This window comes from Bacillus sp. JJ1127 (genome assembly GCF_036965845.1).
GTDB lineage: Bacteria > Bacillota > Bacilli > Bacillales > Bacillaceae_G > Bacillus_A.
Window position 1 is genome coordinate 92851 of the sequence record NZ_JBALQK010000008.1, and the last position, 14479, is coordinate 107329.

Genomic DNA, 14479 nt, shown 5'->3' on the forward strand with positions numbered 1-14479 from the left:
AAAAAGAGGATAAATCTACAAACAGCAAACCTGAAGAAAAAGGGCAAAAAGAGGAAAAATCTACAAATAGCAAGCCTGAAGACAAGCAGAAAAAAGAGGATAAATCTACAAATGGTTCTACAGAATCATCTAGTGATTCTTCTTCTACACAAGAATAAGAAGACAAGAAAATCAGTTCTCACTAGGAGAACTGATTTTTTTATTTTTACATAAAAATAATTAATTTCGAGAAAAAGAATGCAATAACAAGGAAAATTGACGAGATTCTCGAATATATATTACTAAAAGGAGGGGATTACTCTGTCATTTGTATTTGTTCTGTCGATTGCTCTTATTCTATTGTTTGTTTTATTTACTTTATATTATTACATTGCCAGCAAGAAAGAAGTTCCCCACCATCAATTATTGGAAGAAGAATGTGATCGTGAAGAATGACGCCTTTTATAGAAGGTGTCATTTTTTTATTTGGCTATTAATAGGGAAGTTGTTTGCGAGGTGAAAATTGTCATTGTTAACGTATTTCTCACAAAAATTTGTAATTTTTCTTAACTTAGTCCGTAAAAATACCGAACTTGTAGCATATATCAGTAGTGCGGGCAATACAATGGTATAAACCAAAGCAAAGAGAGTGTTTGAGGTGAGAAATCGTGAATCATTTCATTATAAATTCTAGAATGTTTAACGCTTACAAACAGCACTCGAATTTACTTCTTAGTCGTATGCAGCGAGTCTCATTTCACACTTCTCACATCCAATTTAGGGAGGCGAGTGGTGTGCACGATTACATCAAAGAGAGAACTATCAAGATTGGCAAGTATATCGTGGAGACAAGAAAGACAGTGCGTGTAATCGCAAAGGAATTTGGGGTATCAAAAAGTACAGTTCATAAAGATTTAACAGAGCGTCTACCAGAAATTAATCCAGAGCTCGCAAATGAAGTGAAAGAAATTCTTGATTATCATAAGTCGATTCGTCACCTAAGAGGAGGGGAAGCGACAAAACAGAAGTACCGAAAAGAAGATACAGAAAAAACAGTGCGACAATAAATGATTATATGGCAAACATTCCTTACTCGTTCTGTAATATTTTTTTAAGAAGAATTCTTTTTGCGAATATTACGTTTCTGTTAAATTTATGATAAAATCAGAAATTAGGTATAAAAGAATTCGGGTATAACCTGATTTTGAATATTGAGGAGGAAAACACAGGAATGTTTGCGAGAGATATCGGAATTGACCTAGGCACGGCTAACGTATTAATTCATGTAAAAGGTAAGGGTATCGTATTAAATGAGCCATCAGTTGTGGCAATTGATCGTAATACTGGAAAAGTATTAGCAGTAGGTGAAGAAGCAAGAAGCATGGTAGGGCGTACACCTGGTAATATTGTAGCGATTCGTCCGCTTAAAGATGGTGTAATTGCAGACTTCGAAATTACAGAAGCAATGTTAAAGTATTTCATTAACAAATTGGACGTAAAGAGCTTCTTTTCAAAACCTCGTATTTTAATTTGTTGTCCAACAAATATCACATCTGTAGAGCAAAAAGCAATTCGTGAAGCTGCTGAGCGTTCAGGTGGTAAAACAGTATTCTTAGAAGAAGAGCCAAAAGTAGCTGCTGTTGGTGCTGGTATGGAAATCTTCCAGCCAAGCGGAAACATGGTTGTTGATATTGGTGGAGGTACAACGGATATTGCCGTACTTTCAATGGGTGATATTGTTACCTCTTCCTCTATCAAAATGGCTGGAGACAAGTTTGATATGGAGATCTTAAACTATATTAAACGCAAGTATAAGCTATTAATCGGGGAACGTACATCAGAAGATATTAAAATTAAAGTCGGTACAATATTCCCAGGTGCACGTAGTGAAGAACTTGAAATTCGCGGACGTGACATGGTAACAGGTTTACCGCGTACCATTACAGTATGTTCAGAAGAGATTACAGAAGCATTAAAAGAAAATGCAGCTATCATTGTACAAGCTGCAAAAGGCGTATTAGAGCGTACTCCACCAGAACTATCTGCAGACATCATTGACCGCGGTGTAATTCTAACAGGTGGCGGGGCATTATTACACGGTATCGATATGCTTCTGGCAGAAGAATTAAAAGTACCAGTATTAATCGCTGAAAACCCAATGCATTGTGTTGCAGTTGGTACAGGAATTATGCTGGAAAATATCGACAAATTACCACGTCGTGCGTTGAAATAATCCCCAAAAAGGACTAGGAGATAATCTTAGTTCTTTTTTGTATTTTTTTAAATTCCAATTTTTTAAGAAAATAAAAGAAAATAGGAGAAAAATAAAGAAAATAGGTAATATATTCATATATATGGTTAAATTTAATATTTTCTTATTTGAAATTATATGTAATATAATAATGCGGAATACGACACTTAAGGCAAACAATGTTTTGAATACATATTGCCTTTCCCTAACTTGGGCATACACTCTTTTCTACCTCCGTGCCAGCTGTAATTATTTTGTTATATGAAGCTTGTTATTTAGAAAAGAGTGTGTGCATTTTTTTTGAAAAGTTACGAAACAAATACTGCTTCTTTTTAATAATGACAAACTGTGGGTAAAATGGGATAATAACAATATATCCTAGTGGTAAGACCAATGTGAAAGAAGGAGCGATATTTTCATGTTAAATATAGAGCAAATTAAAGAAATTATTCCGCACCGCTATCCATTTTTACTTGTTGATAAAGTTTTGGAAGTAGAAGAGGGTAAGCGAGCAGTTGGAATTAAAAATGTATCGGCAAATGAGGAATTCTTTAACGGGCATTTTCCTGACTATGCAGTGATGCCGGGCGTATTAATTGTAGAAGCTCTAGCACAAGTCGGAGCTATTGCTATCTTAAAGAAAGAAGAAAATCGTGGTCGTCTCGCTTTCTTCGGAGGTATTGATAATTGCCGCTTCAAAAAACAAGTACGCCCAGGCGATCAACTTCGTTTAGAAGTTGAAATGACGCGTGTACGTGGTCCAATCGGAAAAGGAAAAGCGATTGCAACTGTAGACGGTGAAATTGCTTGCGAAGCAGAGATTACATTTGCACTTGGTGAGAAGAAAGAATAGGCGTCATAGTAAATATAAGATTTTTTAATAGACAAATGACAAGAAGGATAATTATTGTCATTTGTCTATTTTTTTGAACAAAATCGGGTTAATGTTTATATATGGAAAAATATTGAGAGGGCAAATGATAAAAAGGTAAATGTATCGTATAATAGTTTTTAATTACTAAAATTGGACAACAAGCATAGAGGTGCATTTGTTTATACTAAAAGTTGATGATGTTTAAAACGAAAGAAGGTTGAATTGATGAAAAAGAAAATCCTGTTGTGGATTTTAGGGATTGCGGGTGTTCTTTTAATAGGTGGTGTAGCGTATGCCTATCATATTTATTCCTCTGTTTCTAGTACGTTAGATAAAGTACATCAACCGTTAGACCGCGATCATTCAAAGAAAAGAGCTGAAGAGGTAAGCGTGCAAGATTCAAAACCGGTATCCATTTTATTACTAGGTGCTGATGAACGTGGCAATGATAAAGGGCGTTCAGATTCTTTAATGGTCATCACATTAAATCCGAAGCAAAAGTCAATGAAGCTTTTAAGTATTCCTCGTGATACATATACGGAGATTGTTGGTAAAGGTAAGAAAGACAAGATCAACCATGCATATGCATTTGGTGGTATTAATATGTCAGTTAATACAGTTGAGAATTTCTTGGATATACCAATCGATTACTACATTGAAGTAAATATGGAAGGATTCAAGGATATTGTTGATGCAGTTGGTGGTGTAGATGTAAATAATGATTTAGAGTTTACGCAAGACAATCATCATTTTGCTAAAGGGAATATTCATTTAACAGGTGATGAAGCTTTATCATTTACACGTATGCGTAAAGAAGATCCACGCGGTGACTTTGGCCGCCAAATGCGCCAACGCCAAGTGCTACAGGCAGTTATTAAAAAAGGTGCAAGCTTCTCATCACTTACAAGTTATGGTGATGTATTAACAGCAATTCAAAAGAACGTAAAGACAAATTTAACACAAGATCAAATGTTTGATATACAAAAGAACTATAAAGATTGCTTGAACAACAGTGAAGATATTCAAATTCCAGGTGATGGACATAAAGCAGCTGACGGTATTTGGTACTATTATGTGTCAGACCAAGCGAAGCAAGATTTAACAAATAAATTAAAAGCACATCTTGAATTGACTAAGTAATATTTGCAACAAACCCAACTACCTTTGGCGGGAGTTGGGTTTGTTTGTGTATAGTTTGTCACTTCCATTGATAATGGAACAAGAAAATTGCTAATACAATCGGATAAACGAAGTAAGAACATTAAATGAAATGAGGTTTGGAAGCAGTATGTTACAGATTACTTTGTAGCTAAATAATGAATTGATTACAGAAAGGGTATCGTCGTTCAACATATGTTCGACAATCCCTTCTCTTTTTGTGTACGATATTTGCTATACTAAACTGTGCTATAAGATGAGATGGAAGGAGGAGACCATGAAAATACTCGTAGTTGATGATGAGTCGAGCATTCGCAATTTGATCCGGATGCAGCTGGAGATGGAAGGATATGAAGTATTGACGGCAGCTGATGGGAAAGAGGCCTTGCAAAGATGGGACGAAGAGCCGGATGTACTTATTTTAGATGTGATGCTTCCGGATACGGATGGGTATGAATTGCTTCGTTTGTTTCGGGAGAAGGACCGAGATATTCCAGTGTTGATGCTTACAGCAAAGAGTCAGATGAATGATAAATTGCTTGGTCTTCAGCTTGGGGCTGATGATTATGTGACGAAGCCATTCAATTATGCGGAGCTTATTCTTCGGGTGAAGAATATGGCGCGGCGCGTGACGAAGAGAGAAGTACCTCGGGATCATGAGGTGATTCGAGCTGGTGAGTTAGTGATTTGTCCAAAGGAAAGAAAGGTGCATGTGAGCGGGCAGGAGATTCAGTTAACGTACCGAGAGTTTAACTTGTGTCAGCTGTTTGTTTCGAATCCGCAGCGTGTGTTTATGAGAGATGAACTGCTGGAGAAGGTATGGGGCTTTGAGTACATCGGAAATACAAGAGCAGTTGATATTATGGTGCAGCGCCTTCGGAAGAAGCTTGGGGCAAGCGGTGAGCATATTAAGACGATCTATGGCGTTGGGTATAAGTTAGATTGTTAGGTGATAAGATGTCGTTAAAACGAAATATGGTATTTGGTATTGCCGGATTGTTAATTCCAATTTTGTGTCTACTTTATACAGTGACCTATATTGCACTAGAGAAAAATATGTACCATAGTGCAGCAGACTCTTTGGAGAAGTTAAGTGTAGAGGCGCAAATTTACACGATGAATTACTTAGAGAAGGAAGCGGAAGTAGAGACTCTTGGACAGAGTTCAATGCTGATTGCTTCTTATTTAGGGAAGAGGATGGATGTCCGGGTACAGATGATTGGGAAGAATGGAGATGTCGTTGCGGATACGCAAAAAGGGGCGTTGCTTCATAAGAATATAGACATAGATCGATCGTTACAGGGAAAGAAAGCTTACGTTTTTGAAAATGGTGATCCAGCACCATTGTTATTATTTTCGAGTCCTGTCTACCGAGGGAATGAAGTGATTGGAGCAATTCGCTTTATCCATGAGTTAAAAGATGAGAAAGAAGTCTTAATGAATGTGAGCTGGACGTTTCTTGTTACATCCCTTTGTTTAGTGGCTGGTGGTATTTTCTTTGCGATTCGTTTAGCAAAGTCTCTTCACAGACCGATTGATCAGTTAAGACAAATGGCAAAGCGGCTCGCAAATGGAGATTATCAAAGTAAGATTGAGTTAAATGAGTATGTAGAAATTGCACAGCTTTCGGCGTCCTTTAATGCGATGGCTGATGGGATTGAACTGCATATCTCGCAGCTTAAGGAAGAGAAAGAGAAGCAGAAGGATTTCTTAGATAGGATTACACATGAGTTAAAAACACCGCTTACCGCGATTATCGGTTATGTAGATTTAATTCCGAAATTGCAATCGAAGAAAGATATACAGGAAAGTCTTCATTATGTTTCTGTGGAAAGTCAGCGGTTATTATCACTTGTTGAGGAGTTACTACAATCTTCAAAGTACGGGACAAGTACATTTGAAGTTTCACCAACAATTGTAAATATAAAGGAGCTAGCAGAAGAAGCGATTTCGATTGTGAAACCTCGCTTGCAGCAATTTGAAATTGAAGTTGTAAATGAGTTAACAGAGGCACATGTTGTTGCGGATTTCGATAAAACGAAGCAGATTTTCTTGAATGTGTTCGATAATACGATTAAATATAGCGATGCCTCACAAGTACGTATGAATGTCGTTGTAAATGAGCATGAGGCGAAAGTTTTTATTTATGATGACGGAATTGGTATGGATGAAGGTATATTGGCTGAATGGAATCGTTCTCCAAAAGGGAAGGTACTCTCTTCCAGTTATGGGAATGGGTACGGTTTGTACATTTGCCAAGAGATTATGAATAAGCAAGGCGGAAGCATGCGAATTGAGAGTAGTGAAGAAGTGGGTACGATGGTGACGATCATATTTTTGTTACCGAGACGTTTGGAATATATAAAAAATTTGAAAGCGGTTGAATGATACATTTATGAAACAATTATGCGGTATTTTCGAAACAACGTTTTTTTATCTTGGAGGTAGGCAGAAATGAAAAGGCTATCATTTCAAATCCTTTTGTTTGTCTTTTGCACGATTGCTTCTCTTGTGTTGTTTTATTTTCTAGAGAAGCAGCTATATAACCGTGTTACAACGTTGGATGACAAACAAGCCGTTTTAGAAAGAGCGAATGAATCCCTTCCTACTGAAGTGAGAGTAAAGCATGAGAAGTGGGGAGAGCTAGTTGTAACGGATGAAGTGCGTCTACATGCGATTGTTTCATTTTTTGACCGGATTCGAATGGAACAGACAGAGGCAAATATCCATGAACAAGTATTTACTGGAGAAGTAACGTACTTGAATGGACATAAGCGTACTTTTGCAGTAGGTGACTTGTTCCAGTATGAGGAAAACGTATACGGAAAGAATGGTACGGATCCAATGATTTCCGCATTCCAAACGTATTTGTTAAGCTTGTATTATACACCAGAGTCTATCGGCAACTTTTTTGCATCAGCAAAGGAAGTTATCGTGCGGCAAGGTGATATAGTGCGTTCTACTGATCTTACGCGATTACTTGATTCGATTCGGCAAGCAAAGCAAATTACAGACTACGGAGAAATTCAGCAGCTACTGCAATCACAGAAGGATCCAATCGCTTATATGACTGCTTATCAAAACGGGAAGCAGGTAAAGAATGAACGTGAGGATGTTTTGACGATTTCTGTATATCCTTCTTACTTTGTTGTGCAATATCTTGGTGATAATAACGGGAACGTGATGTATATGAAAGGCTCCCTAGCAACTTCATTTGTAAAGGAGAATGTTTCATGAGAAAGATAGCCTTTTTCTTTTTTTTGCTAGTAATAGGAGGAGCGATGTCTAGTTGCTCTCGAGATACACCCTCTATTAAATATAGTGAAAATGGTCTTCCGATTTTGAAGGATCGCCATCTTGTTGCGTATGTAGCGGCTCGTGAAGAAGTTGGTGAAGCGCTGCTTTCATCATTTTGTAAACCGCGCGGATGTACGTATGAATTTATTCGTCTTTCTACAGAAGAGATTTTAAGGAGAGTAGAAGCGGAAGCTGGAAATCCGAAGGCGGATATTATTATTGGTGGTACACTAGATGCACATCAAACGATGAAGCAAAAAGATCTATCTATTCCTGTTACAAGCCAGCACACGAATAGTCTTTCTAAAGCCGTTAAAGATAAGGATGGTTTTTGGTATGGCTATGAAGTGGATCAGCTTGCCATTGCGATTAATAAAGAGCGATGGAATGAGGAAATAGCGCCGCTAGGACTTTCATATCCAACGGGGTGGAAAGACTTATTACATCCAGCGTATGCCGGAAAGATTGTCATGCCTGATCCGAATGTTTCAGGAACAGCTTATACGTTGTTCCAATCACTTATTGATACATTTGGTGAAGAAGAGGCGAAGGGGTATGTAAGGAGCCTTGCAAAGCAAGTTGCAGAGGTAACGGTGAATGGTTACATGCCTGCTGAGTATGTGGCAAGCGGTGAATATATGATTGGTATTAACTTCATGGGAGACCAACGGATGCTTCAAAAACAAGGTTTTCCGATTTTGAGTAAAGTGCCTGAGCAAACAGGGTTATCTGTCAATGCGATTTCGAAACTGAAACATGCGCCGAGTGGTATTATAGCGGATTTATTTATTGATTATTGTTTATCAGAAGAAGCGGGGCATATTTTAGAAAAAGTTTCGTTTGGCGTACCAACAATGCTTGCGAAGAATCAGAAAGAAATAGAAGGCCAGCCTGTTAGAAGAACGAATAAAAATGTATCAGATAGTGGAGTAATCGAGATATGGAATAGACAACGTCTCTCTCAAAAGTGAGAAAAGGAGAAGAGATGATATGTTTAAATGGCTTAAGCCAGCGCCAATAATAGAGCGCTTACCAGCAGATATGATTGATAAAGTATACAAACTCATGCGTATTCGCGTGTTACTGGGAATTTCGGTTGGGTATGCAGCGTATTATTTAGTTCGTAGTAACTTTACGCTATCTAGTACGTACTTAATGAAAGAATATGGTTTTAGTGCAACGGAATATGGTTTATTAGGTTCCGTTACGGCGATTGTGTATGGACTAAGTAAGTTCTTTATGGGGAATTTATCAGATAAAGCGCATGCTCAGCGGTTTATTGCGGTTGGTTTATTCGTATCGGCAATTATAAATATTTGTTTTGGTTTTGCATCTTCATTTGGAATGATTTTAACATTATTAGTGTTCAACAATATTTTCCAAGGGATGGGGGCACCGCCTTGTAGTACTGTAATGGCAAAGTGGTTCTCGAAGAAAGAGCGCGGTACAAAAACAGGACTTTGGAATATTTCACATAATATCGGTGCAATGCTTGTACCACCGATTGTTGGAATTGGTGTTGGTATTTTCGGTGAAAGTCATTGGCAAGCTGGCGTGTTTATCTTCCCAGCGATCATTGCAATGGTAATTTCAGTTCTTATGTGGTTCAATGCGAAGGATACACCAGAATCTGTCGGTCTTCCACCAATTGATGAATATCGCAATGATTATGAAGATCTTGAGAAGGCAGACAATGCCAACAAAATGTCACCAAAAGAAATTTTGATGAAATATGTAGTGAAAAACAAATTTGTTTGGTATTTATGTATTGCGAACGCATTTGTATACTTAATTCGTTTCGGTGTTATTAACTGGGTACCGATTTATTTAACAACAGTTAAAGGATTTACAAAAACAGAAGCGCATGCAGCATATTCAATTTTTGAAGCAATGGCAATTCCAAGTTCATTAATCGTTGGTTTGTTAAGTGATAAGTTATTTAAAGGAAAACGTATGCCACTATGTGTGTTTAGTATGGTTGGTGTTGTTATTGGAACGCTCGTATACTGGCAAGCATCTAACATACTTGTTGTGAGTGCTGCAGTTTCAATTATTGGTTGCTTAATTTACGTACCACAATTTTTAATTGGTTTAAGTGCAATGGAATTAGTACCAAAGTTTGCAATAGGTACAACAGTTGGTATGTGTGGCTTGTTCGGTTATTTAGGCGGAAGCCTTGTTGCAAACGCAGCGATTGGTGTTATCGTTGATCGCTCTGGTTGGGACGGTTGCTTCATCTTACTATTAGCAGGCGGTATTTTATCTACGATATTCTTATTTATCGTTCAATTTGGTCATGAGAGAAAAGAGTCTAAGAAGCAAATTGCTTAATGATTTCGAAGAGGAGAATCTATCAATTGGTAGGTTCTCTTTTTTAATCAAACGTTTGTTTAAAGTATATTCGCCCTCGTAGGTTGTTGTTAAACAGAATGAAAAGTGACTTGCACTCGCTGAGGATACTGAAAAAGTCTATAAAAGTTCCGTTACTTACTCAGAGTAGGTGCTTTTTTAGTAGCCTCACACTTGCTTTCTCCTTTTGTTTAAAATCTTGGATGTGGTAGGAAAAGGCCCTGACCGCTTCTATGCACGGCCAGGTGCTCTCGTCCACCTAAAAGAATGTATCATTGTTTGATAAGTTTCTTGTGTTTTATAAAAAAGGAAAAGCACCTCAACTTCCAACGAGATGCTTTCGTAATTATGCTTCTTTTCTATTATTTACACACGTACAGCGGTACCGCTTACGGCAACCATTAACATTCCGTCACGAACGACCTCGTAGTCTACATCAATACCAACAATTGCATTTGCACCTTTTTGCTTCGCAAGTGTTTTCATTTCTTCCATTGCAATATCACGTGCTTCTTTCAATTTACCTTCATATGCACCAGAACGGCCGCCGACAACGTCACGAACAGAAGCGAATATGTCGCGTACGATATTTGCACCCATAATTGCTTCACCGTTTACAATATCAATATACTCAATAATTTCTTTTCCTTGAATAACAGTAGTTGTTGTTAAAATCATTATCGACACTCTCCTATAACCTCTAAAAATTTAATGTTATTTCTTATATTGCTATTATCACATTGAAATAGTAAATGAACTATCGAATAACCTTACATAAAGATGACAGTTCTGTAAGATTAGTAAAACAAACAAGATATCTATATCCATTTTATTTTTTCAACATATAAATTGAGTTAGGATTTACTTTTTTAGAGCGGTTATATACATTTCGACATTTTTGTATAGTAAGAAATCCCCAAAGCTTCATAGAGTGATTTCAATTGAGCAAAAATATTTATATTTTCGTCAATCTCAAAGGATAGAATCAACAAGAAATGAGTATACCTACAAAAATAAAATGGGCCACATTATAGAAATAGGAATAGAATCCAGTGCATAATATGACCCATTTTTGTATATATAAGTTAACTCTTCAAACGATTTTCTCACTCACTGAGTGGAACAGTCATTTTTAGTTTTTCAGGGTTGTATGCTTAAGTCAGGTAAAATCATCCCTTTTAACGAGTGATACTTATAAAAATAGACTTTTTTGTATTACTTAATAGCCCTTGTGTCCATGGCTGTCAAACTTATAGGTTCTTCCATCAATTTCAACCGTGGTATCTGTATAAATAGAACCATCCTCTTTAGCATAATAAGTAAAGTATCCGTAATAAGGGAAGTGGTATCCGCCACCAACTTCGAACCATCCTATTTTAGCTGCTCCAGACTCATCGAAGTAATACCATTTACCATCGATTTCTTGCCATCCTGTTTGCATTTCGCCTTTATCGTTATAATAGTATATTTTATTGTTAACTTTATCAAACCCAGTTAGCTTAGCTTCTCCGTCCTGATTAAAATAATATCTTTTTCCGTCAATAGGTTCATGACCATCGAAAGTATAGTGTTTGCCACCCACGAAATGATATTTTTTACCATCGATTTCTTTCCAACCAGAATAGGAAGGCCCTTCTTCTAAGCTGTAATAAACCAGTACGGGTTGCTCCTTTTCATCAAATAATCCAGGTAAAAAGATTTTAGAGACACCGTTTTTTCTAATAGAACCATCTTTTTCAAACACTAACGTTTTCCCACTAAGAGAAACATACTTCTGAATACCTAGCGCTTTTCCATTCAGATCAGTAGCTCTCTCAAGCACACCTTTGTCAGAAAAGTGAAGAATGACACCTTGATCTTCTAGACGTAGTTCATTTTTATTTGCATTGTAATCTTGGAAGTAATAAATTTTACCATCGATTTCTCGTAAACCTTCTTTAATAAACACTCCAGACTCATCAGAATAGCTTTGATCGCTCCAAGCTGATCGTTGCAAAGCACCTTTATCATCAAAGTGATAGTTCTTCCCATCAACCTTATGATTTCCATTTGAGCCACTTGTCGATAATGCTTCGCCATGATAATCTGGATGGAGATAGTATGTCTTCCCATCGATTTCTTTCCAACCTGTTAGGAAAACTCCATCGTGCCCTGCATAATAATAATCAGAACCATATTTTACCCAACTGTTTTTTATCACATTCCCAGAAGAATCTTTTGCAGACCATTTAGTAGGATCCTTTTCATCAACTACTATCTGTATTCCATCATGCTTCTGTTTCTCATTTTCTTTACCCGGATACCACTCTCTTAGCCAATTATGAATTTCATTGTTGGTTTTTGCAGTGAAACGAAGTTCAGATTTAAAACTCCAATCCGTACCGAATTGTGAAATATACTGATTACCAGCCAAACTTACTCCATTCTTGTTATTCAAACGGAATTGAAATTCGTTTTGACCAGAATTTTCAATTTGAACAAGTTCAAACACTTCATCATCACCAATTGAATCAGAGTATTGAAGCTTACTTCCTTCTTTTCCTGAAAGGTATTTTGAACCTGTTTTTACTACTACTTTATTTGATCCTTTTTTATAAGGAATAATTTGATAAGGTTTACCGTCATTTAATGTAATAAATGGTAATGCAAGAGGTGTTTCTAAAATCAGATTCGTATCTGCAAATACATTTACTACTCGGTCATTAAAATCTGCAAAAGCTTCAGAATCGCTTGTGAGATAATTCCAAAGAACATCTTTACTTACCGGCTCTGAAGTAGCTGTTCCTAATTTTCGTTTATCTTCTGGTAGTTGGTTAAAAAGATCCCTAAATGTATAACGAACATCAAGCACACCACCTTTCGTATAAGCACCTGGGAATTCTCCTCGTACAAATTTATCTGCTAAATTAGTGTAATGACCTTCATTGCTACTTTCTAGATAAAAGGTTTGCCAGTTTGTAAGAGCAACACCTGTCTTTCCTTCATCTAATTGTTTCTGTGTAATATACAAAAGATTATGTTTAGATACTTCTGGTTCATCAGGAGTTAAGTCTACTATTGTACCAGCTTGCTTAATACGAAGTTGTTGCCCATGCTTGATTGTTTTATATTCAACCTTCCCATCAGCATAAGCAACTTTAACCTTCTTGCTAAAATTTTGATCTTTATAATAATCAAACACAGTAATACCAAACTCTCCTTTTTGAAAAGTAGGAGCTATGTAAGCACTGTTTTCAAGACCACGGTTATAAAGGGATTTTGCACTGGTTTCGTCTAGCCACTCCCCAAATGGCTCTGCAAGAAACGTATTATATATTTCTCCAAATGTTGTAATAATTGTTGCGGCCGTATCAACATCTGCTTTCACTTTATGTTCTGTTATTGGAGCGGAGCTGAATAAAATCCCCATTGCAATTCCTACAGGGAGGATTTTTCATTCATAACGTCATTCCTCACTTTTTATTTGTTTTTTATCTACTTATTAATCCGAATTTCATGCTCGAAAGTTCATTTTAGTTTAAATATCTTTCAAAAGACTTTCGTAAATGTTACAAAAGTCTTTCATACGATTAGAAAAGCCTTTCATGAAATTACAAAAAATAAGATTGCTGGTGAACTTCTCAATATCGTAAACGAATTTTAATCTCTTTAATTCACTAACAAAGAGGGGGGTACCAAACGACAATCCTGCTTCTCTACAGTTAGAGCAGCTCGTTTCCACCTGGAAGAACATCAGCAATATTTAGTCCTTTATTCCCTTCATTAAATCCGCCTTCTATTTGATTAGCTGCAGTGGCCCCTCCCCATAAAAAAAAGACACTCAAATGAGCGCCTTTTTTCTTTAGTATCCGAATCCGCCTCCCCAACAGCTGCATCCAATGATGATCAATAGAATAAATAGCACAATGAGTAAAGCGAATCCGCCACCAAAACCACCACAACTACCACCAAATCCCATATTAAATCCTCCTTTGAAGTAGGAGACAAAAACACTTGGGTGCACATTTTTTAACGGTTCTATCTTACTTTATGTTGTTTCGATCTAATTGAGCAGGTCCTTTTACAAAAAAAGAAAAGACACCCTCAGATGCTTTCCTCTGACTTGATAACCACATTCATTTTAATAATATGGAGTATCGCCACATCACCATCAAGCTAAGATTCTAAAGTAACCTCTAAGTGAAAGTTTTCTTTCTCTACAGTTCGTTATTTTGAGAATTCAACTCATTTTTTCACTTTTGGGATGTTTACTTTTCTTAAGTTGATGAGAATGCGGCGGTACCCCTTTATATTGATATTCTATATATTCTTAGTGAATTTTTTGTAAATCTACTTCTGAAAGATTTCGTTTTTCCATTTCTGTTTTAATTAGATCTATTTCATGATACATAGCTTCTGAGAGAATTCCTTTTTCTATATTTTTATTAATTTCCATGAAAAAACCGATTAAAAGAGCATTTGGCAATTGTTTATATATAGACAAAAATTTTCCTCCATTCAACAATTTTATACAAATACAATTATATATTCTGGAAATGAAATTTTTAAGTCCTTTTTGTTAGTATTTTGTA

At 36.6% G+C, this 14479-nt stretch carries 14 protein-coding genes and 1 pseudogene; 10 read left to right on the forward strand and 5 right to left on the reverse strand.

Annotated elements, in window-relative coordinates:
- Positions 1-300 precede the first annotated feature (300 nt).
- From V7183_RS01440 to V7183_RS01485, 10 genes are all read left to right on the forward strand, one after another.
- Positions 301-435: an ABC transporter ATP-binding protein gene (locus V7183_RS01440; protein WP_097899215.1), complete on the forward strand. Its 135-nt coding sequence runs from the start codon at positions 301-303 to the stop codon at positions 433-435.
- A gap of 338 nt (positions 436-773) precedes the next feature.
- Entirely contained in the window at positions 774-1046 is a 273-nt protein-coding gene (gene spoIIID, locus V7183_RS01445; RefSeq protein WP_042981008.1) for a sporulation transcriptional regulator SpoIIID, read from the forward strand.
- Positions 1047-1210: 164 nt separating this feature from the next.
- Positions 1211-2212, forward strand: a complete 1002-nt coding sequence (locus tag V7183_RS01450; RefSeq protein WP_335358473.1) for a rod shape-determining protein — start codon at positions 1211-1213, stop codon at positions 2210-2212.
- A gap of 436 nt (positions 2213-2648) precedes the next feature.
- The gene (gene fabZ / locus V7183_RS01455; protein WP_097899211.1) at positions 2649-3083 is read left to right on the forward strand and encodes a 3-hydroxyacyl-ACP dehydratase FabZ; all 435 of its coding nucleotides are present in this window, start codon (positions 2649-2651) and stop codon (positions 3081-3083) included.
- A gap of 246 nt (positions 3084-3329) precedes the next feature.
- Positions 3330-4244, forward strand: coding sequence for a polyisoprenyl-teichoic acid--peptidoglycan teichoic acid transferase TagU (gene tagU / locus V7183_RS01460; protein WP_097899210.1), 915 nt, complete (start codon positions 3330-3332; stop codon positions 4242-4244).
- Positions 4245-4539: 295 nt separating this feature from the next.
- Complete coding sequence (locus V7183_RS01465; RefSeq protein ID WP_097899209.1) at positions 4540-5211, forward strand: response regulator transcription factor; 672 nt, start codon at positions 4540-4542, stop codon at positions 5209-5211.
- Positions 5212-5219: 8 nt separating this feature from the next.
- Positions 5220-6650: a sensor histidine kinase gene (locus V7183_RS01470; RefSeq protein WP_097899208.1), complete on the forward strand. Its 1431-nt coding sequence runs from the start codon at positions 5220-5222 to the stop codon at positions 6648-6650.
- A gap of 66 nt (positions 6651-6716) precedes the next feature.
- The gene (locus tag V7183_RS01475) at positions 6717-7499 is read left to right on the forward strand and encodes a DUF3919 family protein (RefSeq protein WP_097899207.1); all 783 of its coding nucleotides are present in this window, start codon (positions 6717-6719) and stop codon (positions 7497-7499) included.
- Positions 7496-8530 (forward strand): ABC transporter substrate-binding protein, encoded by a 1035-nt coding sequence (locus tag V7183_RS01480; protein WP_335358474.1) that lies wholly within the window; start codon positions 7496-7498, stop codon positions 8528-8530. Before V7183_RS01475 ends, V7183_RS01480 begins: the two co-directional genes overlap by 4 nt.
- Positions 8531-8549: 19 nt before the next feature.
- Positions 8550-9890 (forward strand): MFS transporter, encoded by a 1341-nt coding sequence (locus V7183_RS01485; RefSeq protein WP_097899205.1) that lies wholly within the window; start codon positions 8550-8552, stop codon positions 9888-9890.
- Between the two features lie 384 nt (positions 9891-10274).
- Here V7183_RS01485 and V7183_RS01490 read toward each other — a convergent pair whose 3' ends face one another.
- From V7183_RS01490 to V7183_RS01510, 5 genes and pseudogenes are all read right to left on the reverse strand, one after another.
- Positions 10275-10586: a heavy metal-binding domain-containing protein gene (locus V7183_RS01490; protein WP_097899204.1), complete on the reverse strand. Its 312-nt coding sequence runs from the start codon at positions 10584-10586 to the stop codon at positions 10275-10277.
- 541 nt (positions 10587-11127) lie between these two features.
- Positions 11128-13317, reverse strand: coding sequence for an N-acetylmuramoyl-L-alanine amidase family protein (locus tag V7183_RS01495; RefSeq protein WP_335358475.1), 2190 nt, complete (start codon positions 13315-13317; stop codon positions 11128-11130).
- A gap of 301 nt (positions 13318-13618) precedes the next feature.
- A pseudogene (locus V7183_RS01500) lies at positions 13619-13732 on the reverse strand (family 1 glycosylhydrolase); the annotation flags it as partial.
- 17 nt (positions 13733-13749) lie between these two features.
- Positions 13750-13866: a YjcZ family sporulation protein gene (locus V7183_RS01505; RefSeq protein WP_097899321.1), complete on the reverse strand. Its 117-nt coding sequence runs from the start codon at positions 13864-13866 to the stop codon at positions 13750-13752.
- Between the two features lie 351 nt (positions 13867-14217).
- Positions 14218-14391, reverse strand: coding sequence for a hypothetical protein (locus V7183_RS01510; RefSeq protein ID WP_335358476.1), 174 nt, complete (start codon positions 14389-14391; stop codon positions 14218-14220).
- Positions 14392-14479 lie beyond the last annotated feature (88 nt).

Bases quoted from the DNA above. Each gene is read 5' to 3' on its own strand.
- V7183_RS01495 (WP_335358475.1), bottom strand. From the start codon at position 13,317: ATGGGGATTTTATTCAGCTCCGCTCCAATAACAGAACATAAAGTGAAA.
- V7183_RS01490 (WP_097899204.1), bottom strand. From the start codon at position 10,586: ATGATTTTAACAACAACTACTGTTATTCAAGGAAAAGAAATTATTGAG.
- V7183_RS01450 (WP_335358473.1), top strand. From the start codon at position 1,211: ATGTTTGCGAGAGATATCGGAATTGACCTAGGCACGGCTAACGTATTA.
- fabZ (WP_097899211.1), top strand. From the start codon at position 2,649: ATGTTAAATATAGAGCAAATTAAAGAAATTATTCCGCACCGCTATCCA.
- V7183_RS01470 (WP_097899208.1), top strand. From the start codon at position 5,220: ATGTCGTTAAAACGAAATATGGTATTTGGTATTGCCGGATTGTTAATT.
- V7183_RS01485 (WP_097899205.1), top strand. From the start codon at position 8,550: ATGTTTAAATGGCTTAAGCCAGCGCCAATAATAGAGCGCTTACCAGCA.
- V7183_RS01480 (WP_335358474.1), top strand. From the start codon at position 7,496: ATGAGAAAGATAGCCTTTTTCTTTTTTTTGCTAGTAATAGGAGGAGCG.
- V7183_RS01505 (WP_097899321.1), bottom strand. From the start codon at position 13,866: ATGGGATTTGGTGGTAGTTGTGGTGGTTTTGGTGGCGGATTCGCTTTA.
- tagU (WP_097899210.1), top strand. From the start codon at position 3,330: ATGAAAAAGAAAATCCTGTTGTGGATTTTAGGGATTGCGGGTGTTCTT.
- V7183_RS01475 (WP_097899207.1), top strand. From the start codon at position 6,717: ATGAAAAGGCTATCATTTCAAATCCTTTTGTTTGTCTTTTGCACGATT.
- V7183_RS01465 (WP_097899209.1), top strand. From the start codon at position 4,540: ATGAAAATACTCGTAGTTGATGATGAGTCGAGCATTCGCAATTTGATC.